At 59.7% G+C, this 25,112-nt stretch carries 20 protein-coding genes; 11 read left to right on the top strand and 9 right to left on the bottom strand.

Translation table 11 applies throughout. From position 1 onward, the window contains the following. Window positions 1–59 precede the first annotated feature (59 nt). The 4 genes from ACILSL_RS06645 to ACILSL_RS06630 are packed head-to-tail and all read right to left on the bottom strand — an operon-like array spanning window position 60 to window position 8,183. A complete protein-coding gene (locus ACILSL_RS06645) occupies window positions 60–764 on the bottom strand; it encodes a pseudouridine synthase (protein ID WP_395731217.1) in 705 nt (234 codons plus the stop codon). Between the two features lie 33 nt (window positions 765–797). Further along, a complete protein-coding gene (locus tag ACILSL_RS06640) occupies window positions 798–1,127 on the bottom strand; it encodes a hypothetical protein (protein WP_395731216.1) in 330 nt (109 codons plus the stop codon). A 28-nt stretch (window positions 1,128–1,155) separates the two neighbouring features. Continuing rightward, window positions 1,156–2,646, bottom strand: a complete 1,491-nt coding sequence (locus ACILSL_RS06635; protein WP_395731215.1) for an Hsp70 family protein — start codon at window positions 2,644–2,646, stop codon at window positions 1,156–1,158. A gap of 35 nt (window positions 2,647–2,681) precedes the next feature. Continuing rightward, window positions 2,682–8,183: an FHA domain-containing protein gene (locus ACILSL_RS06630; RefSeq protein ID WP_395731214.1), complete on the bottom strand. Its 5,502-nt coding sequence runs from the start codon at window positions 8,181–8,183 to the stop codon at window positions 2,682–2,684. Window positions 8,184–8,347: 164 nt separating this feature from the next. Between ACILSL_RS06630 and ACILSL_RS06625 the strand changes: the two genes are divergently transcribed. After that, complete coding sequence (locus ACILSL_RS06625) at window positions 8,348–9,163, top strand: hypothetical protein (protein WP_395731213.1); 816 nt, start codon at window positions 8,348–8,350, stop codon at window positions 9,161–9,163. 6 nt (window positions 9,164–9,169) lie between these two features. On the opposite strand, the gene ACILSL_RS06620 is transcribed toward ACILSL_RS06625, so the two are convergent. Further along, on the bottom strand, window positions 9,170–9,814 hold the full coding sequence (locus tag ACILSL_RS06620; RefSeq protein WP_395731212.1) for an FHA domain-containing protein: 645 nt from the start codon (window positions 9,812–9,814) through the stop codon (window positions 9,170–9,172). A 136-nt stretch (window positions 9,815–9,950) separates the two neighbouring features. Between ACILSL_RS06620 and ACILSL_RS06615 the strand changes: the two genes are divergently transcribed. Further along, a complete protein-coding gene (locus tag ACILSL_RS06615) occupies window positions 9,951–10,415 on the top strand; it encodes a hypothetical protein (RefSeq protein ID WP_395731211.1) in 465 nt (154 codons plus the stop codon). On the opposite strand, the gene ACILSL_RS06610 is transcribed toward ACILSL_RS06615, so the two are convergent. After that, window positions 10,416–11,435 (bottom strand): metallophosphoesterase, encoded by a 1,020-nt coding sequence (locus ACILSL_RS06610; RefSeq protein ID WP_395731210.1) that lies wholly within the window; start codon window positions 11,433–11,435, stop codon window positions 10,416–10,418. 24 nt (window positions 11,436–11,459) lie between these two features. Between ACILSL_RS06610 and ACILSL_RS06605 the strand changes: the two genes are divergently transcribed. The 3 genes from ACILSL_RS06605 (at window position 11,460) to ACILSL_RS06595 (ending at window position 15,212) form a co-directional block, all read left to right on the top strand. Beyond that, window positions 11,460–12,299 carry an FAD:protein FMN transferase gene (locus tag ACILSL_RS06605; RefSeq protein WP_395731209.1) on the top strand — a complete coding sequence of 280 codons (840 nt, stop codon included), beginning with the start codon at window positions 11,460–11,462 and terminating at the stop codon, window positions 12,297–12,299. A gap of 60 nt (window positions 12,300–12,359) precedes the next feature. After that, window positions 12,360–14,375, top strand: a complete 2,016-nt coding sequence (locus ACILSL_RS06600) for an ATP-dependent DNA helicase (RefSeq protein WP_395731208.1) — start codon at window positions 12,360–12,362, stop codon at window positions 14,373–14,375. Window positions 14,376–14,477: 102 nt separating this feature from the next. After that, complete coding sequence (locus tag ACILSL_RS06595) at window positions 14,478–15,212, top strand: hypothetical protein (protein WP_395731207.1); 735 nt, start codon at window positions 14,478–14,480, stop codon at window positions 15,210–15,212. A 110-nt stretch (window positions 15,213–15,322) separates the two neighbouring features. On the opposite strand, the gene ACILSL_RS06590 is transcribed toward ACILSL_RS06595, so the two are convergent. After that, on the bottom strand, window positions 15,323–16,585 hold the full coding sequence (locus ACILSL_RS06590) for a Glu/Leu/Phe/Val dehydrogenase (RefSeq protein ID WP_395731206.1): 1,263 nt from the start codon (window positions 16,583–16,585) through the stop codon (window positions 15,323–15,325). 95 nt (window positions 16,586–16,680) lie between these two features. Between ACILSL_RS06590 and deoC the strand changes: the two genes are divergently transcribed. The 4 genes from deoC to ACILSL_RS06570 all read left to right on the top strand — a co-directional run bounded on the left by deoC (window position 16,681) and on the right by ACILSL_RS06570 (window position 21,647). Next, window positions 16,681–17,619, top strand: coding sequence for a deoxyribose-phosphate aldolase (gene deoC, locus ACILSL_RS06585; RefSeq protein ID WP_395731205.1), 939 nt, complete (start codon window positions 16,681–16,683; stop codon window positions 17,617–17,619). A gap of 11 nt (window positions 17,620–17,630) precedes the next feature. Continuing rightward, on the top strand, window positions 17,631–19,115 hold the full coding sequence (locus tag ACILSL_RS06580) for an aldehyde dehydrogenase family protein (protein ID WP_395731204.1): 1,485 nt from the start codon (window positions 17,631–17,633) through the stop codon (window positions 19,113–19,115). Between the two features lie 147 nt (window positions 19,116–19,262). After that, window positions 19,263–20,132, top strand: a complete 870-nt coding sequence (locus ACILSL_RS06575; protein WP_395731203.1) for an aldehyde dehydrogenase family protein — start codon at window positions 19,263–19,265, stop codon at window positions 20,130–20,132. 39 nt (window positions 20,133–20,171) lie between these two features. Beyond that, window positions 20,172–21,647, top strand: coding sequence for a carboxypeptidase M32 (locus ACILSL_RS06570; protein ID WP_395731202.1), 1,476 nt, complete (start codon window positions 20,172–20,174; stop codon window positions 21,645–21,647). A gap of 11 nt (window positions 21,648–21,658) precedes the next feature. Here ACILSL_RS06570 and lexA read toward each other — a convergent pair whose 3' ends face one another. Then, window positions 21,659–22,288 carry a transcriptional repressor LexA gene (lexA, locus tag ACILSL_RS06565; protein ID WP_395731201.1) on the bottom strand — a complete coding sequence of 210 codons (630 nt, stop codon included), beginning with the start codon at window positions 22,286–22,288 and terminating at the stop codon, window positions 21,659–21,661. A 90-nt stretch (window positions 22,289–22,378) separates the two neighbouring features. On the opposite strand from lexA, the gene ACILSL_RS06560 reads away from it, so the two are divergent. Beyond that, window positions 22,379–23,050 (top strand): tetratricopeptide repeat protein, encoded by a 672-nt coding sequence (locus ACILSL_RS06560; protein ID WP_395731200.1) that lies wholly within the window; start codon window positions 22,379–22,381, stop codon window positions 23,048–23,050. Window positions 23,051–23,053: 3 nt separating this feature from the next. Then, on the top strand, window positions 23,054–24,151 hold the full coding sequence (locus tag ACILSL_RS06555; RefSeq protein ID WP_395731199.1) for an aminotransferase class I/II-fold pyridoxal phosphate-dependent enzyme: 1,098 nt from the start codon (window positions 23,054–23,056) through the stop codon (window positions 24,149–24,151). Here the strand turns inward: ACILSL_RS06555 and ACILSL_RS06550 are convergent. Beyond that, window positions 24,142–24,753: a hypothetical protein gene (locus tag ACILSL_RS06550; protein WP_395731198.1), complete on the bottom strand. Its 612-nt coding sequence runs from the start codon at window positions 24,751–24,753 to the stop codon at window positions 24,142–24,144. The two genes, ACILSL_RS06555 and ACILSL_RS06550, sit on opposite strands and share 10 nt — an antisense overlap. Window positions 24,754–25,112 lie beyond the last annotated feature (359 nt).

The following is a 25,112-nucleotide window of genomic DNA, read 5'->3' as shown; positions in this document are numbered from 1 at the left end:
GCGAAAGCTGGATTTTCCGAAAAACAAACAACTGCCAGAAATCTGACCGTGATTGAAGATCAACCACCACCGGCTGCGGCCAGAACTTCCTGAGGTGAAAGCGCCCGCCAGGCTCCCGGCGGCAGATCGGCGGGCAGGACCAGTGAGCCGATGCTCTCGCGATGCAGGCTGATGACACGATTGCCGACACGGTGGAACATGCGCTTCACCTGATGATAGCGCCCTTCATGGAGCGTGAGCCGGGCCTGATTGGCGCCTAAAAGGACGAGCTCCGCCGGCAGTGTGGTGATGTCCTCGGTGTGGAAGTAGAAGCCGCGCGCAAAGGCCTCCACCGCATCTGGGACGACAGGGTCGAGAGTTTGGACAAGGTAAACCTTCGGCACCTTTTCCTCCGCCGCCATCAGCCGTTTGGACCAGCGGCCATCGTTTGTCAGCAGGACCAGGCCTGAGGTGCTGCGATCCAGCCGCCCGGCGATGTGCAGGGTGTGTTTGTCGGGATCGTCGATCAAATCGATCACGGTGGGGTGCAGATCGTCCTTGGTGGCGCTGAGGATGCCCACCGGCTTGTGCAGCATGAGATAGAGCGCGCGCTCAGACGCCTGAACGACTGAATCATCCAGCTCCACCAAGGTGAAGCGATCCACGGGATGGTGGCCGTCTGTCACACAGACTCCATCCACCCGCACGCGGCGTGCAGCGATGGCAAGATGGGCGGCCTGGCGCCCCATGGCCTCATACCCGGCGATGAGTCGGTCCAGTTTCATGCCGTCACTGCGTCCAGGTCGTGAACGACAAAATCAAATTTCGCCGAAGTGCTTCTCACGCACCTGCACGATGGCATCGAGCATCTGGTCCGCCTCACCGCGCAGTTTGGCATCCAGACTGGAGGCGCTGCGGTTGTAGCGACGGAACAGCATCTTCAACCGGGCCTTGATCTCGTCTTTGGGCATCTTGGGCGTGATGCCGCAGAGTTCTTCGGGACTTTTGGAAGACTCCACCTTCGCGGCGACGGGAGCCCCTTTGTTGACCTTGTCGAGCAGGCTGCGCTCTTTGGCCGCGGGTTTGGGTTCAGCGGCGGGTTTGGAAACACCGAGAGATTTGGAAAGCGATTTGAGGATCTTGAACATGATGCTGGCTCCTTCTGTGACTGACCGTTTATTCGATGCGCATGGTGCGAAGATGCTGGCTGCGGCGCTTTAATTCTTCTTCTGAGAGCACGCCTGAGCCCTTGTAGGTCACGGCAACTTCCTTGCTGCGACCGGACTGCTTGTCCACCACGAGGGCACGCACGCGCTGGTTTTCATCGTAGCTGAAAGTCACGGCCACTTCGCAGCCTTTGGGGCGGTTCGGCGGCACTTCCAAGGTGAGGCGACCGATGACATCGACGAATTTCGCGTCTTCATCCTCGCCCTGGGTGATGTCGACTTCGATGATGCGCTCATTGTCTTCGGAGGTCTGGTAAACCTGCGTGCGTGAGCAGGGAATCGATGAGTTCTTGGGGATCACGATGGAGTTCATCAGCTTCTCCTCCTTCGTCTTCGCATTGTAAACCATGGCCAGCGTGCCGTAGCTCGCATTGCAGACTTCCTGGATGCGCGCCGATTTTTTGGCGAACAAGGCAGCGCCAAGCGCCACGCACTCATCCACGTTGCCGCAGGATTTGGGGGTCTTGCCGAACATCTTTTCGAGCATGGTTTTCACCTTCGGAATACGCGTGGATCCGCCCACGAGCACGACGTGGTCGATGTCGGAGGCCTTCAGCTTCGCGGAGTCCAGCGCCTGCTCGACGAGGAACACGGTGCGGGTGAGCATGTGGCGGATCAGCTTTTCGAAATGATCGCGGCTCAGGTCAATGCGGGCGATGCCGCTGTTCTGGTCGTTGGCGACGGTGTCGTTCACGCGCTGGAGCTTGGAGAGCATCTTTTTCGCGTCTTCCGTGGCCTGCAGCACACGGCGGCGGTGGCGTTCGTCGCTGTAGAGCGCCGCGCCCGTCTGCTTCTTGTACTGCTCGGCATAGGCTTCGAGCAGGATGTCGTCAAAGTTGCTGCCGCCGAGATGACGGGCACCTTCGGAGGTGAGGATCTTGATGTTGTCGCTATCGACCTCAAGGATCGTCGTGTCCAGGGTGCCGCCGCCGAGGTCAAACACCAGGATGCGACCTTTCACGCCCTGGGAGTGGGCGTAGTAAACCGCCGCCGCTGTCGGCTCGTTCACCAGACGCTTCACCTTCATGCCGGCCATTTCAGCGGCGGCGATGGTGCTCTTGCGGGCCAGTTCGTTAAAGTTTGCCGGCACGGTGATGACGACTTCGGTGATGTCTCCGCAGATCTTGGAACAGTCACGCTTCAGCTTGGAGAGGATCAGCGCGGAGATTTCCGCCGGCGTCCATTTCTTGCCGTCGATCTCGACCAGGTGCTCCGGGTCGTCCATGTAGCGTTTGATCTGGAAGATGGTGCGGTCGGGTTCGCCACCGTCGCGAGCGGCGCTGCCGACGAGCTTCACGTCCTCATGGGAATCGAAGAACACCACGGAGTGCGTCAGTCGCTCACCGTCGGCGTTCGGCACGATTTCTGGGTTGCCATCAGGTTTCAGGTAGGCCAGCCCGGAGAGGGTGGTGCCAAGGTCGATTCCAACGTATTCAGCCATAACAATGAGTGTGTGAAAATTATCCGGAAGCGGGGCTATTGGCTGGAGGTCCGGACCTCCACTTTGCGCAGGATAATCTCGTGTCCCTCGCCACGCGAGAAGATAAAGCCGGAGCGGCAGCTTTCAGTGACGCGGGGTTTTGACTTGCCGGGCAGTGAATCCACGACGGCAATGCGTTTGCGCAGCTCAATATCGACTTCGGTGCCATTTGGCACGTCAAATTCGGTCACCCCGTGCTGGTGCAAAATATCCTCGAATGAGGCGCGCAGCGTGACGAGCTGCTGGGGGACGTCGCTGCCGTTTGCCCCGGCGTAGCGGGCCACCAGGGCGTCGATGAGGTCGATGCGCTTGATGATGTCGTTGGCAAACATGACCACAGTGCTCTCCTCCGTGGGCAGGCCGCGGCGCATGATCTCGTGCTTTTCTTCGAGCTCCATGAGCTGGCCGCGCAGGCGTTTTTCGATGTCCTGCCAGTGCTTGAGCTGGGCTTCAGCCTGGGAAAACTCCCGCTTTTTGCCCTCGAGCCGGACCAGTTCGGCCTTGGTTTCATCAATCTGGCCCAGGGCACGCTGCTGCGTGCTGCCCAGGTCGGCGATGCGTTTTTCCATCTCGGCAATGCGCTTCTTCTGCTCCAGCTCGTAATTTTGCAACGCTGCAGCCTGCTTCTGAATATCGGCGCTGAATTTTTTGAATTCGGCATCGGCGGCCTCACGATCCTTGCGCGCCTGCTCGGCACGTGCGGTTTCACGATTCAGCGCCTCCTGCGCAGCGTTCAGTTTGATCTGGATCGCCAGATCCTCCTCGGAGGCCTTGCGCAGCGATTTGTTGATTTCCGTCTGACGTGATTCCAGCCCCGCCAGCGCCTGGCCAAGGCCGAGGATTTTGCCACCGACATTGATGAATTCGCCCAGTTCGTTCTTTCGCGCCTCGATCTTGGTGTGCAGTTCCTTGTGGGTCATTTCCACCCCTGCGAGTTCTGACTTCTGCGCCTCGATGACTTTGAGCAGGCGTTCCTCATCGGCTTTGAGGTTCTGCACGCGGTCAAGCCGCTGCCGCAGTTCGCCCTCGATCGCGGCGGCATCTTTCTTCGCTGCGTCCGCCTTCATTTTGGCATCTTTGACCTCTTTTTCCAGTTCAGCAAGCTGCGACTCGGCAGCACGGGAATGCTCCTGCGCCGTCTTAAGACGCGCGGATTCCTTGTCCACTTCCGCCTGTGCTTTCATCACGCGTTCCTCCCGTACTTTGTGGGCCTCTTCCAACTGGGTGACCTGCTGCTGCAGTTCGGCGAGCTTCTTGTTCTGGCCGTCGGTGCTCACGTTCAGGCGTGTGACGAACTGCGAAGCCTCCTCGCGTTCTTTCGTCACAGTGACCAGCAGCGCCTGGATGCCTGCCAGCTCGGTGGTCAGCGCAGGGATCTGTTTCCGCAGGTTCTTTTCCTCCGCACGCGCCTTCTCGGCAGCGGCTTCGGCTTCGATGCGCTTGTGTTCGGCCACCTGCTGGGCGGCAACGGCTTTATCCGTGCGTTTTTCAGCCTCCAATGCTTTGGCCTCACTGGTTTTGACGACCTTGGTGAGCTCCACAAGCTTCGCATTCTCGGTCTTCAGGGACGCATCGAGCGTGGCGCAAGCCTTCGTGAGCCTGTCCTGATTGAGGGTCAGTTCCGCCAGCGTCTTTTCCTCTGTCTGCCGCAGCGTTTCAGTCTCTTTGAGAGTCTTGGTGGCGGTGGCGATGCGCGCATCCACCTCAGCCAGTTCAGCCAGCCGCTTTTCAGCGGAGGCAATGCGCTCCTGCACGCCCTTGAGGCGCGTTTCGGCGGCGCTCGTCTCCGCCAGCTTCGCTTTTATTTCGGCTTCGAGATTGCTGCGCTTGTCGCTCAGAATTTTGTCGAGATTGACCGACTCGATGCGCAGAGCTTCGACGGCGGCCTCGGAAGCCTGGCGCTGAGCCAGCGATTCCTTCAGGGTCGCCGCAGCGGCGTCACGATCCTTGATCAGGGCCGCGAGCTCGGCTTTCAGATTGTCCGCCTCGGCGCGGGTTTGTGTCACAGTGCCGCGCAGATCTGGCAGCACCGACTCAAGCTCGGCGCGCTCTTTGGCCAGACGCTGTGTTTCGGCCTGCAACTTGTCACGCTCCTGGGTGGCAGTGGTGATAGCACCGTTGAGTTCGGCGTTCTGCTTGTTCGCGGCGGCAAGTTCCTTCAAACGGTCGTCGAGGCCTGCGGTCTGCTGCGTGAGTTCGGCCACACGAGCTTCCGCCCCGGCGATTTCCTTCTGCCGTGCGGTCAGGCGATCTTGCAGATTCTGGTGGTCAGACTCGGCGGCGGAGAGTTTCTGCTGGGTGCTGGCGTGAGTCGTCGTGAGGGTTGCGATGACGGATTCCAAGCCGCTGATTTTTTCCACCAGCATGAGCTGTTGCTGAGAACTTTTCTCCGCAGCGGCGGCGGCGGTGGCAGCGTCTTTTTTCTTTTCAATCGCCGCGGCCACCGACTGCTCAAGATCGGCTTTGGCCAGGGCGAGCTGCTCGGTGACCTTCTTGTGCTCGGCCTGCAAGGTTTTGAACTGCTGATCAGCGGTGGCGGCGAGTTCTTCGGAGTTTTTGGTGCGCTGCTCGACGGCGGCGAGTGCGGACTCGCGCTCCTTGAGCCCAGCTTCAGCCACACGCACCTGCTCGCGCAGCCTGCCCATGGCCTGGGAAAGCTCGGTCTGCTGCTCCTCGATGTGATGCACCTCTTTTTCCAGAGCCTCGCGGCGCTGGGTGAGTGTTTGTGTCAGCAACGTTTGCGCACGGCCGTGCTCGGTGGCGGAGAGAAGCTCGCGAGTGCGTTCATCACGGTCTTTCACCAAGGCGGCCACTGCAGCCAGGACCTCGGCTTTGTGCGATTCGACGGCCTTCAGCGCATCGGTTGCGTCTTTGAGTTTCGAATCGGTGGAGGAAAGGTCATCCAGCTTGTTGGTGAGATCTGCGGCCTTGTCTTCAAGTTCTTTCACCCGGGCCTGCACCTCGGCAAGACGCGCCCCACGCGCTGCGATCTGCGCGTTGAGGTCTGCCTGGCGCTTCTCCGCCTCCAGCCGCTCAGTCTCGTCCAGCTTGCGCGTGTCCCTGGCCTGCCGTTCAATGTCTGCGAGTTTCGCCAATGCTTCCTTCTGCTGGGTGGCGAAAGCGGTTTCAGCCTCCGACTTCTGCGTGTTCAGCGCCGCAAGCTGCTGCTCGGCGGCGAGATGCTGCTGCTCCAGTTCGGTCAGCTCGGCACGAAGGGCCTTCATGCGCTGCTCGGCGGTGCTCGCATCCGCCTCATGGGACTGCTGCCTGCCAAGCAGGGCGGCAATGGCGGCATCAAGCATGCCACGCTGATTTTCCATCTGCCCCAAGGTCAGGGTCAGGGCATTGAGGCGTTCTTCATTGCCGCGCAATTCGCCAACACGTGCGGTGATGGCCTTTTCTTCGCCACCCAGCTGCGCGATCTGGCTCTGTGCATGCTGCACCTGCTCCTGAGCCTTGGCCAGCGAAGCATTGACGGCCTCGATTTCGTTCTGCCTGGTTTGCCGCTCTTCTTCGAGCTTTGCCAAATCAGCGCGGCGCAGGTCGAGCTGCTTGTCGAGGTCCTGCAAATCAGCGCTGCGTTTTGTGCGCAGTTCGGTCTCGGATGTCTGCGCATCGGCCTGCAACGCGGTGAGTCGTTTCACCTCAGCATCGGCATCACTGATCTGCTTTTGCAACCTGACAAGCTTCTGCGCGGCGGCGGCCTCACGCGCTTTCGCATCTTCCGTGGTCTGGAGGAGAGTGTCCTGCTGCGCGGCAAGATCACTTTGGGTTTTCGCCAGATCGGCCTGTGTCTTCTTCAGTTCAGCGCTGCTGGTCTCGAATTGCTGATCGAGCCTCTGCAGTTCTCCGCTGCGTTTGATTTGCTGCTCCGCGTCGGACTTGTGTGTATCCGCCTGCAAGGAGACAAGGCGCTGCACCACCGCTTCGGCACTGGTGACCTGATCCTGAAGTTCGCCAAGTTTTTTAGCTCTGGCAGCTTCATCGGCGATGAGCTTGGCAACGGCAGCCTCACGCGAAGACGCCTCCACGGCGGTCTTTTGCAGCGCATCGCTCCGGCTTGCCAGATCCCCCTGAACCTTTGCCAGTTCAGCCTGGGTCTTCTCCAGGTCGGCACGCCGGCCAGCCAGCTGGCTTTCGAGATCTTGAAGTTCGGCACCCCGTTTCGTGCGCTGCTCGGCCTCGGATTTCTGCGCATCCGTCTGCAAGGCAGTGAGACGCTTCACTTCCGCATCCGCAGCGGCCGCCTGCTGCTGCAAACCAGCCAGCTTCTGCGCAGCCGCAGCTTCGTCAGCTGCCAGTTTGGCCAGTGAGCTCTCCCGAGACTGGGCTTCTCCCGTGGTTTTTTCCAGCGCCGCCTGCTGTGCAGTGAGCTCTGCCTGGGTTTTTGCCAGCTCGGACGTTTTGGCCGCAAGCCGGGCTTCGAGCTCCAGGAGTTCTCCGCTGCGCTGGGATTTCAGATCCGCCTCAGATTTTTGTGCTGTGGCAAGAAGCTGGTTGATGGCGGCCACCTTTTCCTTCGCAGCCGATTCCTCGGCCGCGAGCCTGGTTATCGCAGCTTCACGATCCTTGCGCTGCTTGTCGGCCTCAGCGTGCAGGGCCTGCAGACTCTTCTGAGCGGTGCCCAAGTCCTCCTCGGCCTTGGCAACGAGGGCGCGGGTGGATTCAAGCTTGCTCTCGGTGTTGCTCAGATCGCGGCGTTTGGCGTCAAGCTTGCCGACGTCCGTCTTCGCGCTCTGCACCTGGCCGCGTAGTTTTTCGAGTTCGCTTTTGAAGCCGGTGATCTCGGCCTGCGTCTGGCTGAGTTCTTTGCGCCGAACCTCAAGCGTGGCCTCCAGTGAACGGATTTCGTCACGCCGTTTCTGCTCCACGTTACTTTCTGCAGGCAGGGAGTCAGGCGGCTGGGGGATTTTTTCCTTTTCGACCGCCTGCTTGGAAGGCGCAGGAGAAATGAAAGCGGACGGCTTGGGAATCAGCGCAGCAGGCGGTGTGCTGCCGCCGGGCGGGCGAGGAGCATCGGTCTGGGACCGCTGAACAACCGGCTTGGTAACCTCAATCTTGCCCGTTTCAGGGGTGGACTTTGGCAGATCATCCTTGTGCCGTGCCGGGATGCTTTCGGTGTCGCCTTTTTTACCATCCTCCCGACTTGGCTGTACCTTGGCGATGGAAACGGATTTGGAACCGCCATCCGGGGCCAGCCCCTTCGGGGCCCGCTCTCGAAACCGGCTTTCCAACTGGCCGAACATGATGCGATCCCCCCCTTTGACGCGAAAACGTTCGACGCGTCTGCCGTTGACGAAAGTGCCGTTGGAGGACTTTAAATCGACGATTTCGTAGCTGCCATCCGGCTGGCGGATAAACTCCGCGTGAAAGCTGGAAATGAAGGTGTTGTTGATGACGATGTCATTGCTGGCTTCACGTCCGATGGACAACCGTTCCTCGAGGATGTCGAAGACGAACTCATTTCCATCATTAAGATTGAAGGCCAGATATGGCATGCCGGACGCGCAGAAAGAACTAAAGGGTCGAAAGAATAAGGGTGGAAAATCAGTTAATCAAACTTAATGAAATCAGTCGATGGGGAAGATGGGTTAAGAACCTATTGTTACAAAAACCACTCCGATTGCACAGCATCATTTAAGATTTCTAAAACATGAAAGGCATGCGATTCATCAAATATTTCGGCCTTCTGGCTTTGGTTTTGAGCAGTTTGGAAGGTTGTGCCGAGGTTCCCGCGCCCCATGGCGGTGCCGGAACGCGTCTATCGGCAGCTCAAATGGACCGCGTCGGCAGGAGGATCTGGCAAAACGAATGCGGCGGCACTGTGGCGGGGCTGACCAGCTGGAATGGGGGGGAGGATTTCGCCTCCCTAGGCATCGGACACTTCATCTGGTACCCGCAGGGGCGCAGCGGTCCCTTTGCAGAAAGTTTCCCGCCGTTGCTGGCTTTTCTGGAGGCTCACGGCATTGCGCCCCCTGCCTGGGCGCGAGGCGCCTGCCCATGGCCGACCAAAGCTGCCTTCGAAGCAGATCGGAACAGCGAGCGGCAGCAGGAACTGCGGGCGCTGCTCAGCCGCACGGTGAGGCAGCAGACGGAATTCATCATGGCCCGCATGGAGGCTGCGCTGCCCAAGATGCTGGCGGAAGCTCCGGCCAGAGAGCGTGCCTGGGTCAAAATGGCCTTTGAATCCCTGAAAGCAACGCCGGAAGGCACGTTTTGCCTGATCGATTACGTGAATTTCAAAGGCGAGGGCACCAAACCAACGGAACGCTACAGGGGACAAGGCTGGGGACTGCTTCAGGTTTTGCAGGCCATGGGAGAATCTCCCAGCAGTTACACTGCCTGGAATGTGCAGTTCGCCGAAGCAGCCAAGCGCGTGCTTAGCCGCCGGGTGGCAAATGCCCCGGCGGAGCGCAAAGAACAACGCTGGCTCTCCGGCTGGCACAACCGGTGTGACAGTTACCGGCGGTCTTTGTGAAGACCTCTATTCATCTTTGCGCTCGATTTTGATTTTGGGCATGGAGCCAAAAACCTTGTCCTTCAGATCTTCAAACAGGTTACCATCCATTTCTTTCGAGTGGCGCATGGCCAGTCCCACGACAAAAGCGATGACGAACATGCCGGTGACAATGATCCCGGTCATGCAGCCGCTTTCGGTGGTGTCTGGATAACTGCCTGCGGCAGGCTTGCCATAGGCACGCCTCACCGGACTGAGGGGGCGTCCGGCAGGCACGGGCCTGGCCGCCGGGGTCGAAGGATCACCATGGACGGGAGCCGGCGGTGGCAGCGAGTTTGAAAAACGAGGCGTGGTGAGCGGTTTTTCCTCCAGCACCGCAGGCGGATCCCCAGCGTAGAACACGGCCTGAACGTCCCCAAAGCCCACGCGGTCGCCATCCTTGAGGAGGGCCTCTTCGATCTCCGCGCCATTGACGCGGGTGCCATTGCTGGAGCCCAGATCCTGCACGAAAACACCGTTGTCTGACGCCTTGATGATGGCATGCCTCCCGGATGAGGACGGGCAGGTGAGCACGACGTCGTTATCAGGGTGCCTGCCGATGGTCGCGACATCACTTTCCAACTTATGAACGAGCGTAGTGCCGTCCTCCATGTAAAAGACTACAGAAGCCATGAATGAGGGGGATTAAGGGGGGGGTAAATATTCGTAAAACCAGAAAAGGCACGAACGACGGAACAGAAACTTGGGATTTTCCTGATGCAACGGCTATGTTCGCGTGTGAGAGTGAAATTTCTCAGCCTTACGTGTCATGCGCACCCCAGCCGCCCCCACCCCCTTCGTTTCCGTTGCACTTTGCCTCTTGATGCTGCTTACCCCTGCGGTCTGGCTGCATGCGGGTGACAATGAAGACGCCGAGAAAGCCGCCAGCGCCCTGGCCTATGATCAGGAGGCGGAAGGCTACAACATCCGCGCCGAGGTCAGAACCTACGTGCTCCAACCGAAACTCGGCAAGGCCACCCGCATGCAGCTTTTCAAAGGCAATGAATACTGCTTCTGCATCGCGGTGCCGAAACACTCCGGTGTCCACGTGACCGGCGCAGTGCTCGACCTCGAAGGCAAACCGTCCGGTGACATCCTGCCCGTGCTCGACGGCTGGGGCTTTGTGCTTTTCTACAAGCCGAAGAAAACCGGCATGTACATGGTGGCCATCCATCAGACGGAGGAGGGCAAGCGCAAAGAGGTGCCCTGCGCCATGGTCACCGGCTACAAGTGATCAGCCGACTTTGAAGCTGCCATCCGGCAGCTTCGTCACGGAATGCAGGACTCCGCCATCCGCCGAGTGATGCGTGAAGGTCAGCGCCTCTGCGGTGATCTGCAGATGGGTGAAGCCATGCACGTCCTTGCCAAATGGCACCTCATGCTTGCCTTCGAGTTTGCGCGTCCTCGCACCCCCGCCGCCTGAGAGCAGATGCGTGGTGAAAAGGCCCTTCATCTCCAAATGCTGCAGGTCATGATCATGACCGCACAGATAGGCGTGAACCTGGTGCTTCTGAAACAGCGGCTCCCACTGCGCGATCAGTTGCTTCGTGTCGCCATGATCGCCGTTTGAGTAAAGGGGGTGGTGGCCGATGACGATGGTGAAGGGTGCACGCGGCTTCTCCAGCTCCGCCTTGAGCCAGGCGAGCTGCTCTTTCTCCTCGGCAGCAGTGAGGCAGCCTCTCGGTTTTTTGGTTTTCTTGTCCACGCCACCTGCAATGGTCGGGAAATTGGTGTCGAGGCAGATGAACGTCGCCAGGGGCTTGCCTGCGGGTCCAAGGTCAAAACGATACCACTTCGCCGGCATCTTCCAGCGGACTCCGGGCTGCGACGCGTAAGCCAGCTGCACCTTTTCACCGCCCGGGTTGTCATGGTAGTCGTGGTTTCCCAGCACGCTCCACATGGGGCCTGGAAAGACGCTGGCCGGGTACATTTTCTCGATGTCTTTTTGCCAGCGCGGAGAATCCACGCTGAAGCCCCCCTTCACGGGACCGTAAAAGTTGTCTCCCAGCAGCAGCAGGCCTTCCGGCTTCACGCCACTGTCTCCCACGAATTTCTGCATGGCTCCCGCCACTTTGAGCTGATCCGCTCCGCCAGTCCCAAAGTCACCGATCATGAGCAGATGAAGCGCTTCCTTGGCGATCTCCGCAGCCGCCCGGTCAGGCCGCACATTCAACGCCAGCGCAGCGGAGGAGCAAAACAGGGTCTGAAGAGCGCGCTGCTCCTGCTTCTCAGCGGCTGCTCTCGTGATGACCAACCCGTCATTCTCGGGGGGCGAACTATGGGCACCACCTGGAGCCTGCGCGTGGATGGCGGGGCTGGCTCCATGTCTCAAAAAGAGATTCAGCGGCAACTCGATACCTGGGAGTCCATCCTCAGCCACTGGCAGCCTGACTCCGCCGTTTCACGCTTCAATGCCTCCGCCAGTACGGAGTGGGCGGATGTCCCGGCTGAACTCGTCGAGGTCGTTGAACTCGCGCAGCAAATCGGCAGCGAGAGCGATCATGTGCTCGACATCACCATTGCTCCGCTCATCGACCTGTGGGGCTTCGGTTCCAAAGGCAGACGTGACGAGCCGCCGACTGCTGTTGAGATCGCCCAAGCCAAGGCGCAATGCGGCTGGCAGCACCTGCACATGCGCCATGAGCCCCCTGCCCTGCGCAAAGACATTCCCAGGCTGCGCATCAACGTCAGTGCCGTCGCGGAAGGCTGGGCCATGGATCGACTCGCACAGCATCTGGAAGCAACCGGAGCCACGCGTTTTCTCCTGGAAATCGGCGGTGAAGTCCTCGCGCGTGGGGAATGGCGCGTGGGCATTCAAACGCCTGCGGCACCGCCCGGCGAAGCCGCGCAGACTCTGCTGCTGAAAGACCGGGCCATCGCCACCAGCGGTGTCTATCGCCAGCGTTTCTCTGCGGCAGGAAAGGAATACGCACACATTCTCGATACGCGCACAGGGCGCCCGATTGAGCACTCTCTCGCCTCTATCAGTGTCATTCACCCCAGCGCAGCTCAGGCGGATGGCTTCGCCACGGCATTGCTGGTCCTGGGGCCGCAGGTGGGTCGTCAGCTGGCGGAAAAGCAGGGGCTGCAGGTGGTGTGGTTCGAGCGCGAAAAATGACACCTTGCTCAAAAACCACGTTGTCCTGACGGCTCCGCTCTCTGTTATCAATACTCCCGCATGTTTCACGTCGCCGAAGATCACGAAGAAGGAATGACAGGCCGCATTTCGCGGCCGCCACTGGCGCCGCGCATGCACTATGCCTTCTCGAACCAGGGCAAGATGTCCGAGTCGCCGCAGTTCGAATACCGGCCGCAGCAGCAGCGCATGGCGGAGCTGGTGGGCGCGGCGCTGGATGGCAATCACGCCTTTGTGTGCGAAGCGGCGACGGGCGTCGGCAAATCGCTCGCCTACCTCGTTCCTGCCGTCACGTTTGCGCTGGAGCAGAAGCGCAAGGCCATCATCTGCACCCACACGATCAATCTGCAGGAGCAGCTCATCACGAAGGACATCCCCATCGTGAAACAGCTCGTGGGGGACTTTCATGCCGAGATCCTCAAAGGCCGTGGCAACTACATCTGCCCCACGCGCCTCAAGCGCGCTCTCAATGAGTCTGGCGATCTCTTTTCCTCCTCGGAAGCCAGCGAATTGAAGCTGCTGCTCGACTGGGTGGCTACAACCGAGGACGGCACGCTCAGCGATCTCGACTTCACGCCCAGCGCGCGCGTGTGGTCGCTGGTGTGCAGCGAACCGCATGCCTGCACCCCGCGCCGCTGCCCGCCTGGCAGCCGCTGCTGGTATCAGGACGTGCGCCGCCGCATGGAGCAGGCGGATGTGGTGGTGCTGAACCACACGCTCTTTTTCACGCTGCTGGCCTCCGCCGATGAAACCAGCACCGAGGACTGCAATTTCCTTTTCCCACGTGATTTCGTCATCCTCGATGAGGCCCACACCATCGAAAACGTGGCCGCGAAGGCGTTTGGCCTTCACATCAGCGAATCGAACATCAAATTCGAACTCGGCCGCCTACACAATCCGAAGAGCCGCAAGGGATTCTTCCAGCTCGTGGGCGACAAGGACGGTATTCGAGAGGTTTTGCAGACGCTGGACAACGTGGACACTTTTTTCCGCGACGCCGAGGCCGCCTGCAAATTCAACGCCATGGGCCGCGAATTCCGCGTGCGTGAAGCGGGGCTCATTGAGGACACACTGAGCCTGCCGCTACAACGCCTCTCCCTGCGCGCGCAAAAAGCAGGCGACGCCGTGGATCGCGAAGGGACCAAGCTGGAGCTCCTCGATCTCTCCAAACGCCTCACGGCCGTTCGTGTAGGCATCAAGGCCTTCCTGGATCAGGAAAACGAAGACCACGTCCATTGGGTGGAGCGCACCAGCCATGAGAACCGCATCGTCTCCTTCCACACGGCGCCCGTGGATGTGGCGCCGCGCCTGAGGCAGATTTTTTTCGCCAGCCACAAAGCCTGTGTCTTCACCAGCGCCACGCTTGGCATTGGCGACGACACCGAGCTGAACTACTTCCGCAATCGCGTCGGTGCGGAAGACGCGCGTGCGGCATGCATCGAAAGCCCCTTCGATTTCAAGAAGCAGATGAAGCTCTATCTGCTCAAAAAAATGCCGCAACCGAGCGAGCCCGGCTATCTCGAAAAACTGGAGCACTGGATCACCCATTTCATCGACCTCAGCAGCGGCCGTGCCTTCATCCTCTTCACCAGCTACAGCCAGATGACCTCGCTGGCCGACAATCTCGAAGCCCACTGCGAGAAGCGCGGCTGGCGGCTGCTCGTGCAGGGACGCGGCATGCCACGGCATCAGATGCTCGCTGAATTCAAGAACGACACCCACAGTGTGCTCTGCGGCACGGACAGCTTCTGGACAGGGGTCGATGTGCCCGGCGAAGCGCTGAGCAATGTCATCATCACACGTCTGCCCTTTGCGGTGCCCGATCACCCGCTCACCGCCTCGCGCATCGAGCACCTCGAAGCCCAGGGCCTCAACCCCTTCACCGAGTACAGCGTGCCCGAGGCCATCCTCAAGCTCCGCCAGGGCGTCGGCCGCCTCATCCGTACCGCCACGGATAAAGGCATCTGCGCCATTCTGGACAACCGCATCCTGACGAAGCCGTATGGCCGTGCGTTTCTGTCATCTCTGCCGGAATGCCCGACGGAGATCATGCAGTGAGTTTGAATTCGCCTCTTCGTGCTCTTTCTCGATACAGCAAACACAAGCCGGACGGGTGTTTGCCATTGATCGCGTCACTCCACAACGGACAATGCCCGCCATATGTGGACCCCAGCCAGGATTGAATCACGAAGCACGACGCTCGATCTGAGCGCCTCGGACCAGGGACTGCGCAAGGTGCGGCAGGTGCTCTGCGACAACGTCCTGGTCTGCAATGCCGTGGATGCCATCGACTGGGCGGAACCGCCGGTGCAATGGGAGCTGTGTGAAGCCTGCCTCTGCCCCGGCTGCGTCCCAGGCGGACGCGTGGCGCTGCGGCGCACTGACTCCCATGTCCTCATCCTGCCAGACTTTGCTGCCATGAGTCAAAGTGACTGGGCCCACCTAGAGCATGCGCCCCCGCGCTGGATGGCCAGTCAGGGCGTGCTTTCCTTTTCTCAAGCGGACTGGAAGATATTTCGCACGGCCTGCGGCGGAGCGCCCTCTATGGACGACATTGCTCCCGCATCCACCACAGAACTGCTGCGTCTCTATCACTTCCAAGCGCCGCGGGCGTTCCTGCCCGACAGCCTCTCGCCCTCTCTCGCACGCTGGGAGCTGATTTTATGCACCAGCGGGCACGACTCCGCGGCTGACCTCGTGCATTTGAAGCGTCTGTTTTCCGAGCCGTCCGCATTTGACGGGCATCATTTCTGTATGCCCGCGCAGGAGAGCCACACCATTTCCGCTTTTCTGGAGGTGATGTCCATTGAAGAGTGGCCCCTCTTCAGTTCCGAGCCCGAACCCGCCATTCGTTTATCCGACGAGATCCACTTCCGCCCACGTCTCCGGACCTGACTATTCGCCAAGTCTGCAGTTGGAATCCGAAAAATCGTCCTCCTCTTAACATTCCTCCCCTTGCCGATAATTTGGATTCCGGGGAGGAGGAAGATAAAGCGGTGTAATCATCACGGAAACAACCCGCGCATCTGCTTCGCCTCATGCACGCGCTGGATGCCGAGGCTGAGGGCGGCGAAGCGCATGCTGACGTTGCGTTTCTTGCTGAAGTTCAACGCCTGTACGAAGGCTGTTTCGAGGATTCGGTAGAGTTTGCTCATCACTTCGCCCTCGTCCCAGAAGAAGCTTTGCAGATCCTGCACCCACTCGAAATAGGAGACGATCACGCCGCCGGCATTGCACAGGATGTCGGGGATCACGAAGATTTCGGGACGCTGGGCGATGATCGCGTCAGCCTCCGGCGTGGTCGGTCCATTGGCGCCTTCGGCGAGGATGCGGCACTGGATTTTTGCGGCGTTGTCTCCGGTGATCTGGCGCTCCATCGCAGCCGGCACCAGCACATCGCAGGGAGTGACTAGCAGTTGCTCGTTGGTGATCGCGTCCGCGCCTTCGAAGCCGACGATGCTGCGAGTTTTGGCCACGTGTTCGTCGAGCTTGGCGAGATCAATGCCATTCGCATTGTACAATCCGCCAAACGCATCGCTCACAGCGATCACTTTCAGCCCCATGCGGTTCAAGGACGCTGCCGCCACGCCCCCCACGTTGCCGTAGCCTTGCACCACCGCCGTCGCGCCCTGGGCCGGGATGCCCACGGTGTCCATGGCACGAGAAATCAGATAGGCCACACCGCGACCGGTCGATTCGCGCCGCCCAAGCGAACCACCCAGCGCCACCGGCTTGCCTGTGACCACGGCTGGCACGCAGTGACCGCTTTGCAGTGAATACGTGTCCATCATCCAGGCCATGGTCTGCTCATTGGTGCCCATGTCCGGCGCAGGAATATCAATCTGCGGGCCGATGAACGGGATCAACTCCTGCGTGTAGCGCCGCGTCACACGCTCCAGTTCATTGAGCGAAAGCGCGCGCGGATCGCAGGTCACACCGCCCTTGGCGCCGCCATAAGGCAGACCGGTGAGCGCACATTTCCAGCTCATCCACATGGCGAGAGCCCCGACTTCTCCGAGCGTCACATCCGGATGAAAGCGCACGCCGCCCTTCGTGGGCCCGAGTGTGAGATGATGCTGGACGCGGTAGCCCATGAACACCGTGGTGCTGCCATCATCCCGCCGCACGGGCATGGCCACGCTCACGGCACGCTTGGGCATTTTCAGGCGGTCACGGGCATTTTCAGGAATGTCCAAAAAGTCGGCCACCAAATCAAACTGCTGACAGGCCATGCGGAAAATCGGCGAGTCGTACACTAGAGGGATCATGTTGCTCATGGTAAAGAAGCATACGCGTGCCGAAGAATCTGCGAGCACAGATTCTGTGATTGTCAGCAAGGTAGTCTCACATGTAAATGACTGCCATGCCAGCCGCCAAAGCGCCCACCAGCCTCCGCCGCCTCTTTGATGAGATCGGCACCGTCGATCAAGTCGGCATCGAGGAGCGTGTGGCCAAGTTCGCCACCCGCAGCCTCAAAAAGAATTCGAAGGTCTTCGGCCTGCGTCTGGCCGTGTCGATGGTCGATCTGACCACGCTCGAAGGCAAGGACACGCCCGGCAAAGTGGCCTCCCTGTGCCAAAAGGCGCTGCGCCCGCATGACACAGGCGACATCCCCCCCACCGCCGCCGTCTGCGTCTATCCCTCCATGGTGAAGCACGCAAAGAAGCATGTCGGCGGCACCTCCGTGAAAATTGCCTCCGTTGCCACCGCCTTCCCGAGCGGGCAGGCACCGCTAAAAACGCGCCTCGCCGAAGTCCACGCCGCCGTGAACGATGGTGCCGATGAAATCGACATGGTGATCAATCGTGGCGCCTTCCTCAGCGGTGAATTCGGCCGCATGCAGGATGAGATCGCCGCCGTGGTCGAGGCCTGCGGCGAGTCCACGCTCAAGGTCATTCTCGAAGTCAGCGAACTTGAAACCTACGACAACATCCGCGCCGCCAGTTTCCTGGCCATGCGTGTGATCCGCCCAGGCGACTTCATCAAGACCAGCACGGGCAAAACTTCCTCCAACGCCACGCTCGGCAACAACCAAGTGATGCTGGAGGCCATTCGCGACCACTTTCTCGCCACCGGTATCCCCATCGCCATGAAGCCTGCCGGCGGAATCCGCACGGCCAAGCAAGCCCTGCACTTCCTCATCGCCGTCAAAGAAACCCTCGGTGATGAATGGCTCAACAACCGCCGCTACCGCTTCGGTGCCTCCGCGCTGCTGAACGACCTGGTGCGTCAGCTCGAAAAAGAACGCACGGGGGCTTATCAGACCCCGTGGAATTTCAGCGAAGCCACTGAAGGTTATTAACCTCTTTTTGCATGCCCAAGACCTCTTCCAAAACCAACCCTGCCCGCGAACTCGTGTTCGGCGATCTTTGGGAATACGACCCGGCGCCGGAGACGGCGGACCCGAAGCTGAAGAAGCGCTACGATTTGTTCATCAATGGGTCATTCGTAGCGCCGCAGGCGGGGAAGTATTTTCCCACGATCAATCCGGCGAATGAAACAAAGATTGCCGACATCGCTCTCGCGGATGCTGCGGATGTGAACTCCGCGTGCATCGCGGCACAGAAGGCATTTGTGGGTGTCTGGGGCAAGATGCCGGGGAAGGAACGAGGAAAATATCTCTACCGCATCGCAAGACTTCTTCAGGATCATGCACGTGAATTTGCCATCGCCGAGACATTGGATGGTGGGAAGCCGATCAAGGAATCGCGCGATTTCGACATCCCGATGGCGGCGGCGCATTTCTTTTATCATGCAGGCTGGGCGGACAAGCTGGAGCATCTCGCGCCCGGCAGGAAGGTCGCGCCGCATGGCGTGGTGGGGCAGGTCATTCCGTGGAATTTTCCGCTGTTGATGCTGGCGTGGAAAATCGCTCCGGCGCTCGCCGCAGGAAATTGCGTGGTGCTGAAACCGGCGGAAACCACCAGCATCACCGCGCTGAAGTTTGGTGAGATCTGCCAGGAAGCAGGCCTGCCAAATGGCGTGGTGAATATTGTCAGCGGTGCGGCAGAAACCGGCGCGGCGGTGATCATTCATCCACTGACCACGAAGGTGGCCTTCACGGGCAGCACGGAGGTGGGGAAAAGCATCATGCGCAGCCTCGCTGGGACGGACAAGAAGATGACCCTGGAGCTCGGGGGCAAGGCCGCCAACATCGTCTTTGATGATGCGCCGCTGGATCAGGCCGTGGAGGGCATTGTGAACGGCATCTTTTTCAATCAGGGCCACGTATGCTGCGCGGGCTCCCGCCTGCTGGTGCAGGAAAGCGTCGCTGATGCGGTGCTGGCCAAACTGAAGCGCCGCATCGCTGTGCTGCGCGTGGGCGATCCGATGGACAAGAACACCGACCTCGGCGCGATCAACAGCCGCGAACAGCTCGCGAAGATCACCGACCTCGTCAAAAGCGGTGTCGAAGAAGGCGCGGAGAAGTGCGACAACGGCTGCAAGCTTCCCGCCAAAGGCTTCTTCTTTCGCCCGACGATTTTCACGAACGTGAGCATGAGCCACCGCATTGCCCGAGAAGAAATTTTTGGTCCCGTGCTGAGCATCCTCACCTTTCGCACGCCCGAAGAAGCCGTCGAGAAAGCCAACAACACGCCCTACGGCCTCAGCGCCGGCGTCTGGACCGACAAGGGCAGCCGCATCCTCAAGCTCAGCACTCAGCTCAAAGCTGGTGTCGTCTGGGCCAACACCTACAACAAGTTTGATCCGACGAGTCCATTTGGAGGATTCAAAGAGAGTGGCTTTGGTCGTGAAGGCGGGAAGCAGGGAATGCTGGATTATCTAAGCGTAGGCTGATGCGATGCCTTTTTTTGACAGGATTCACAAGATTACTGAATTTCAGGATTTCTTCAGACAACCCTCTTCACCTCAATCCTTCCAAGTCATCAGCACCCCATCCTGCGATCCTGAAATTCTGTTAATCCTGTCCCAATTTTGCTCTTTATGTCTCATCGGCTCCTCATCACCAAAACCCCCAAATGCTACGTCGGCGGAGCTTTCATCCGCAGCGAGAGCGGCCGCGTGACGGCACTGAATGACGCCTCCGGCGCGTTCGTTGCGAACATCCCGCAATGCACCCGCAAGGATCTGCGCAATGCCGTGGAAGCAGCAGCGAAAGCGGGACCCGGCTGGGCAAAACGCTCGGCCTTCAACCGTGGACAAATCTTGTATCGCCTCGCGGAGATGATGGAGGCGCGTGCGGCGGAACTGGCCGAAGCGATCGCATTGAGCGGCATATCCAAAGCGGGAGCTGCGCGTGAAGTCGCCGCCAGTATTGAGCGCGTGGTGCATTACGCTGGATGGACAGACAAGTATGAGCAGATCCTCGGCAGCGTGAACCCGGTGGCCTCCGCTCATTTCAACTTCACCGTGACAGAGCCGATGGGCATCATCGGCGTCATTGCCCCCGATGACTCACCTCTGCTGGCCCTGGTGTCACTCATCCTGCCTGCGATCACCAGCGGCAACTGTGTCGTGGCGCTTGCCAGCAGCACCCAGCCCTATCCCAGCATCCTGCTCGGTGAAATGCTGGCCACCAGCGATCTTCCCGGCGGCGTGGTCAACCTGCTCACCGGCCAGCGGAGCGAGATGCTGTCCACCTTTGCCACCCATGAACACCTCCGCGCGTTGAGCGGTGCTGTGAATGCCACCGAACGCAAGACGCTGAAGCTCGGCGCCGCAGAGAGTGTGAAACGCGTGCGCCTGCTGAAGGCCGAAGAACCCATCGACTGGTTCGCTGACACGATGCAGGGCGCGGAAGAAATCCGCTCGCTGATCGAATTCAAGACCACCTGGCATCCGGTGGCTGCTTGAAGTTGCTCTCCCGTGCTTGTGCGTCAGATTAGAGGCTGCATGACCGCCTACCAATCCCTCCGCGAAGTTGTTTCTGAAATCGCCCTCCTGACTTCCACCGAAGCGGTGCTGGGCTGGGACCAGGAGACCTACATGCCAGCGCATGCGCTGGAGCACCGGGCGCGCCAGTTGTCTTACCTGACGGGAAAAGCGCATGGACTACTGACTTCCAAGAAAACGCTGAAGCTGCTGGAACGTGCCGAGAAGGAAATGCCGGAAAATCCGACTCACGCAGCCAACGTGCGCGGGCTGCGTCGCGACATCGACCGTGCAACGAAGCTGCCGCAAAAGCTCGTGGAAGAAGAGAGCGAGGTCTGTGCGCATGCCAAGGCGGCCTGGGTGGAGGCGCGGGGGAAATCCAATTTCTCGATGTTTGCACCGCATCTGGAGAAGGTGCTGGGCATTGCACGCAAAAAGGCCGATCTGTTTGGCTACGAGGACGAGCCCTATGATGCGCTGCTGGATCTCTACGAGCGCGGCGCGAAAACACGCGAAGTAGCGGCGCTGTTTGCCAAGCTGCGCCCGCAGCTGGCGGAAATCGCCCGCGAGGCGGTGGCCAAATCCACGAAGGTGAAGCCGGGCACGCTGAAAGGCCGCTACCCTATCGAGAAGCAGCAGATTTTGAACCGTGAAATCGCGCAGAGCCTGGGGTTTGATTTCGAGGCGGGACGCATCGACACGACAGCGCATCCGTTCTGCACCACACTCGGCCCCGGCGATGTGCGGCTGACAACGCGCTATGATGAGAAAGATTTCCTGTCCTCGCTCTTTGGAGTGATGCACGAAGCAGGGCATGGCCTGTATGAGCAAGGGCTTCCCGGACTGGATTACGGCCTGCCCAGCGGCAGTGCGGCCTCACTGGGCATCCACGAATCTCAGAGCCGCCTGTGGGAAAATCATGTGGGCCGCAGCCGCACCTTCTGGGCCAAGTGGCTGCCCCGCGCCCAGGAGCTCTTCCCGCACCTGCGCAAAGTGAAGCTGGATGCGTTCATGCAAGAGATGCTGCGCAGCGAATTCAGCTTCATCCGCGTGGAGGCAGACGAGGCCACCTATGATCTCCACATCCTCCTGCGCTTCGGCATCGAGCGCCGCCTCGTCAAAGGTGAGCTCGCAGTGCAGGACGTGCCGAGAGTGTGGAATGAGGAGTATCGCGAACTCTTTGGCATGACACCTCCGGACGACCGCCATGGCTGCCTGCAGGACATTCACTGGAGCATGGGCGGGCTCGGCTATTTCGCCACTTACACGCTGGGGAACCTCAATGCAGCGCAGCTTTTCGCCTCTGCGAAAAAGAACAGGAAGATCGCAGCCGCCCTGGAAAAGTGCGACTACGCGCCGCTGCTGCAATGGCTGCGTGAAAACGTGCACAGCAAGGGCGCCGCCCTGCTGCCGCAGGAGATCATCACGCAGGCAACGGGCAAACCGACGGATGCCAAGTGGCACATCAAGCACCTGCGCGAGCGCTACGTTGGCTGAACCGGCCTGCCTTAGCGCACATGCCGTATGAGCCCGATCATCACTCCCTGGATGAGAAGTTCACGTGCCGGAATGAGATCAGGAAACTCGGGGTTCTCAGCCTGAAGGTAGGGCTGGGAATCTTTGATGACATAGCGTTTCAAAGTGCTCTCCCCGTCGATGAGCGCCGCGACAATGTCTTTTGGGCGCGGTTCACGGATTTCGAGAATGACGAGGTCGCCATCACCGATGAGGGCACCGATCATGGATTCGCCACGCACTTTGAGGGCGAAACTTTTCGCGGAGCGTGGAATGCCGAGGGTGTTCACATCCACGGAGATGCAGCGGTCGGCATGCTGCACCATGTCCGCAGCGGCCATGCCGGCGGGGATCTGGCCAAAGACAGGAATGTCGACGATTTCCGCACGGTCGAGGTCTTCCGGAAACACCACCGCACGGGCCTTGTGCGCATGGCGCTGGATGACGCCCTTTTTTTCCAGCGCACGCAGATGACTCATGGCGGCCGTCTGGCTGGAGAAGCCGAAGTGGCGCTGGATGTCACGCGTGGAAGGCATGACACCGTTCGTACGCTGGTAGCTGCGCAGGTACTCGAGGAGTTCCTGCTGGCGGGCCGTGAGGCGGGAGTCAGTGTCTGTGAACATGATGAATAAAGGCTGTTCGGGCGAACATTCCCGCTGATGCTCCGTACGCAAGATGTTTTCCTGCGTCAATTTCAGCGCATAGTCACAGTCATGTTGTGTTCGAATCACCTGAAAATCTCCGCACTGCTGCTGCTGGCCACGGTCAGCCGTGCGCAGGAGGCCGCGCCGATCAACCCGGCCAAGATGGATAAAACCGGCATGCTGCCGCCTTTCACCAAAGTGCTGGGAGAACGTGCGGCGGCAGCCTTCGGCAAGCAGGACTGGCCCGCAGCCCGCAAGGCCTACCAGGAAATGCTGGAGCTCGATGATGGCAACGCCCTCATCTGGGCCAATCTGGGGGCAGTGGAGCAGCAGGCAGGAAACGCGAAGCAAGCCATCGAATGCTTTGAGAAATCCGTGCAGATCAATCCGCAGCTTGCGCAAACGTGGACGGCGCTGGGGCTGCTGCTGCAGAAACAAGGAGACACCTACCGGGCCATTTCCTGTTTCTCACGCGCCATTCACGAAGAGCCAGAGGATGCACGCGCTCATAATTACCTGGCCATTGCCGCCAAAGGCCTGGGCTGGGCGGATGCAGCCGAAGCAGAACTGCAGCGCGCGATCGAACTGAAGCCGGATTACGGCATCGCACACTTCAACATGGCCCTGATGCTTCTGGAGCGCCGCCCGCCAGCCATTGAGCTGGCACGCCGGCACTACGAGAAGGCGCTCACTCTCGGGGTGGCGAAGGATGATGTGGTGGAACGCCGCCTGAAGGAGTAACACATGCAGGAACACACAGACCCATGGGACATCACCGCTCAGCTGGATGAACTGCGCACGCAGGGACTCTGGCGCGAGCTGCGACCGCTGAATGAACTGAACGGAGTCACCGTGCGCGCCGAAGGCCGCGAGTGGCTCAATTTTTCCTCCAGCGCCTCACGTCTGGTGTGCGGCACGCATCGTGTGCATGCCGACTTGGAGGAAGCCCTGGCGGATTTCAAGGGAACGGAGGCCGCGCTGACCTTCAGCAGCGGATTTGCCGTGGCACTGGGGACGATCCCGGCGCTGATGGGTGCAGGCGACACGATCATCCTCGACAAGCTCTGCCATGCCAGCCTCGTCGATGCCGCACGTTTGAGCGGGGCAACGATCCGTGTTTTTCCCCACAACCACCTCGAAAAGCTCGAACGCCTGCTGCAAACGGCCCAAGGGCGAGTGCTGGTGGTGACGGAGTCGATTTTCAGCATGGACGGTGATGCCGCCCCGCTTCGGGAAATCGTAGAGCTCAAGGCCCGGTACGGAGCCTGGCTGCTGGTGGACGAAGCGCACGCCGTGGGTGTTCTTGGCCCTCAGGGACGTGGGCTGGCCGCTGCACTCGGCGTGGATCAGCAGGTGGATCTGCATCTGGGCACGCTGAGCAAGGCCTTCGGCCTCAGTGGTGGCTATCTGGCTGCCTCACGTCAGGTCATTGACCTGTTGATCAACCGCGCACGCAGCTTCATCTACTCCACCGCTCCGCCCGTTCATCTGGCCCATGCGCTGGGCTCCATTTTGAATTTGATTCGCGGTGAGAAAGGCGATGCCTTGCGGGCACATGTCCTCAGCCATGCAGCACAAACACAAGCCCTGCTGTCTGAAATCGGTGTCACTTCACCGCCCGGCCCGGCAGCCATCCTGCCGGTCATTCTGGGTGAAGCGCCGCGCGCGTTGGAAGTCAGCGCTCGCCTGCGTGAAGCCGGCTTCCTCATTCCCTGCATCCGCTACCCTACCGTCGCCCGCGGCAGCGCCAGACTGCGCATCACGGTCAGCGCATTGCACTCAGCGGCGCAGATCGATTCGCTGGGCATCGCTCTCAGGGAAAGGCTTGAGCCTCATGGCTGAGGCGTCTGCCCCAAAATCTCCAGCGCCCGTTTTCTCGCGTCCTTGATCTCCTGGGGGTTCAAAGAAACGCCATTCTTCCCCGAGGCCATCAGGTTGGTGCGTTCCTGGCGATGCTGCAGGAACAAAACGTGACCCAGTTCATGGGCCGTCACGCGGGCCACGGGATTGTCTGCGCCGCCTGAAACCTTGTGAAATTCGGGGGTTTCACAAACCACCACCGGCTCGCCATAAAAAAAGCCATTGGGGCCCATGTCCTTCACAAAACAAACGTCAATTGCTGTAGGGCTGAATTGATTCGTTGGAATCGCCGATTTGACCCAGTTTCGATCCTTGATGAACCATTTTTTGGGAGCGAGATCGAGTGCTTGGAGGCTATCCACCGCCTCCAGTTCGAATCGAATACCCGCCTGGGACCAAATGTCATTCACTTCCTCAAAAATGGCGCGCGCTTCCATTTCCGTAAGCGTTGTTTGCAACCTTTGATTCATATTGGACTGCATAAGGTGCACTCGAACCCTCAAATGAATGAGAGGAAAAGGCTCATGGGAATGCAGTGGCAGCGACCATGCCATGAGCAAAGTAAAAATCAGCAGACGAGACATAGCGGAGGGGTAATCATCTTCCGCAATCCATTCAATCTCAAGATTTCAAAGATATTGGCATGAAGGCTGCGTGAATGAGGACAACAGCTATAAACAAGGCAGCAATTAGGGACGCAAAAAAATGTTCCATAATTGCAAAAATTGCTTTTCACGTGTGGCGGCCCCTGCTAGATTCTGGACTGAACGGCTCACGTACTATGGATTAAAACCCCGGTTTTAATTCGTCCCATGCGAGTGTCCGACCTCAACCCAACCAACCTACTACCAAACTAATCAGACTATGAAATTGAACGCATTGCTGAAAACGCTGGGGTTCTTGGCACTGGCCGCCACTCCCGTTGTGGCCGGACCATCCGCTC

It is taken from the genome of Prosthecobacter sp., assembly GCF_044222345.1.
Taxonomy (GTDB): domain Bacteria; phylum Verrucomicrobiota; class Verrucomicrobiia; order Verrucomicrobiales; family Verrucomicrobiaceae; genus Prosthecobacter.
Note: the sequence above shows the minus strand (reverse complement) of the source record. Positions and strands in the feature narration are given on the sequence as shown.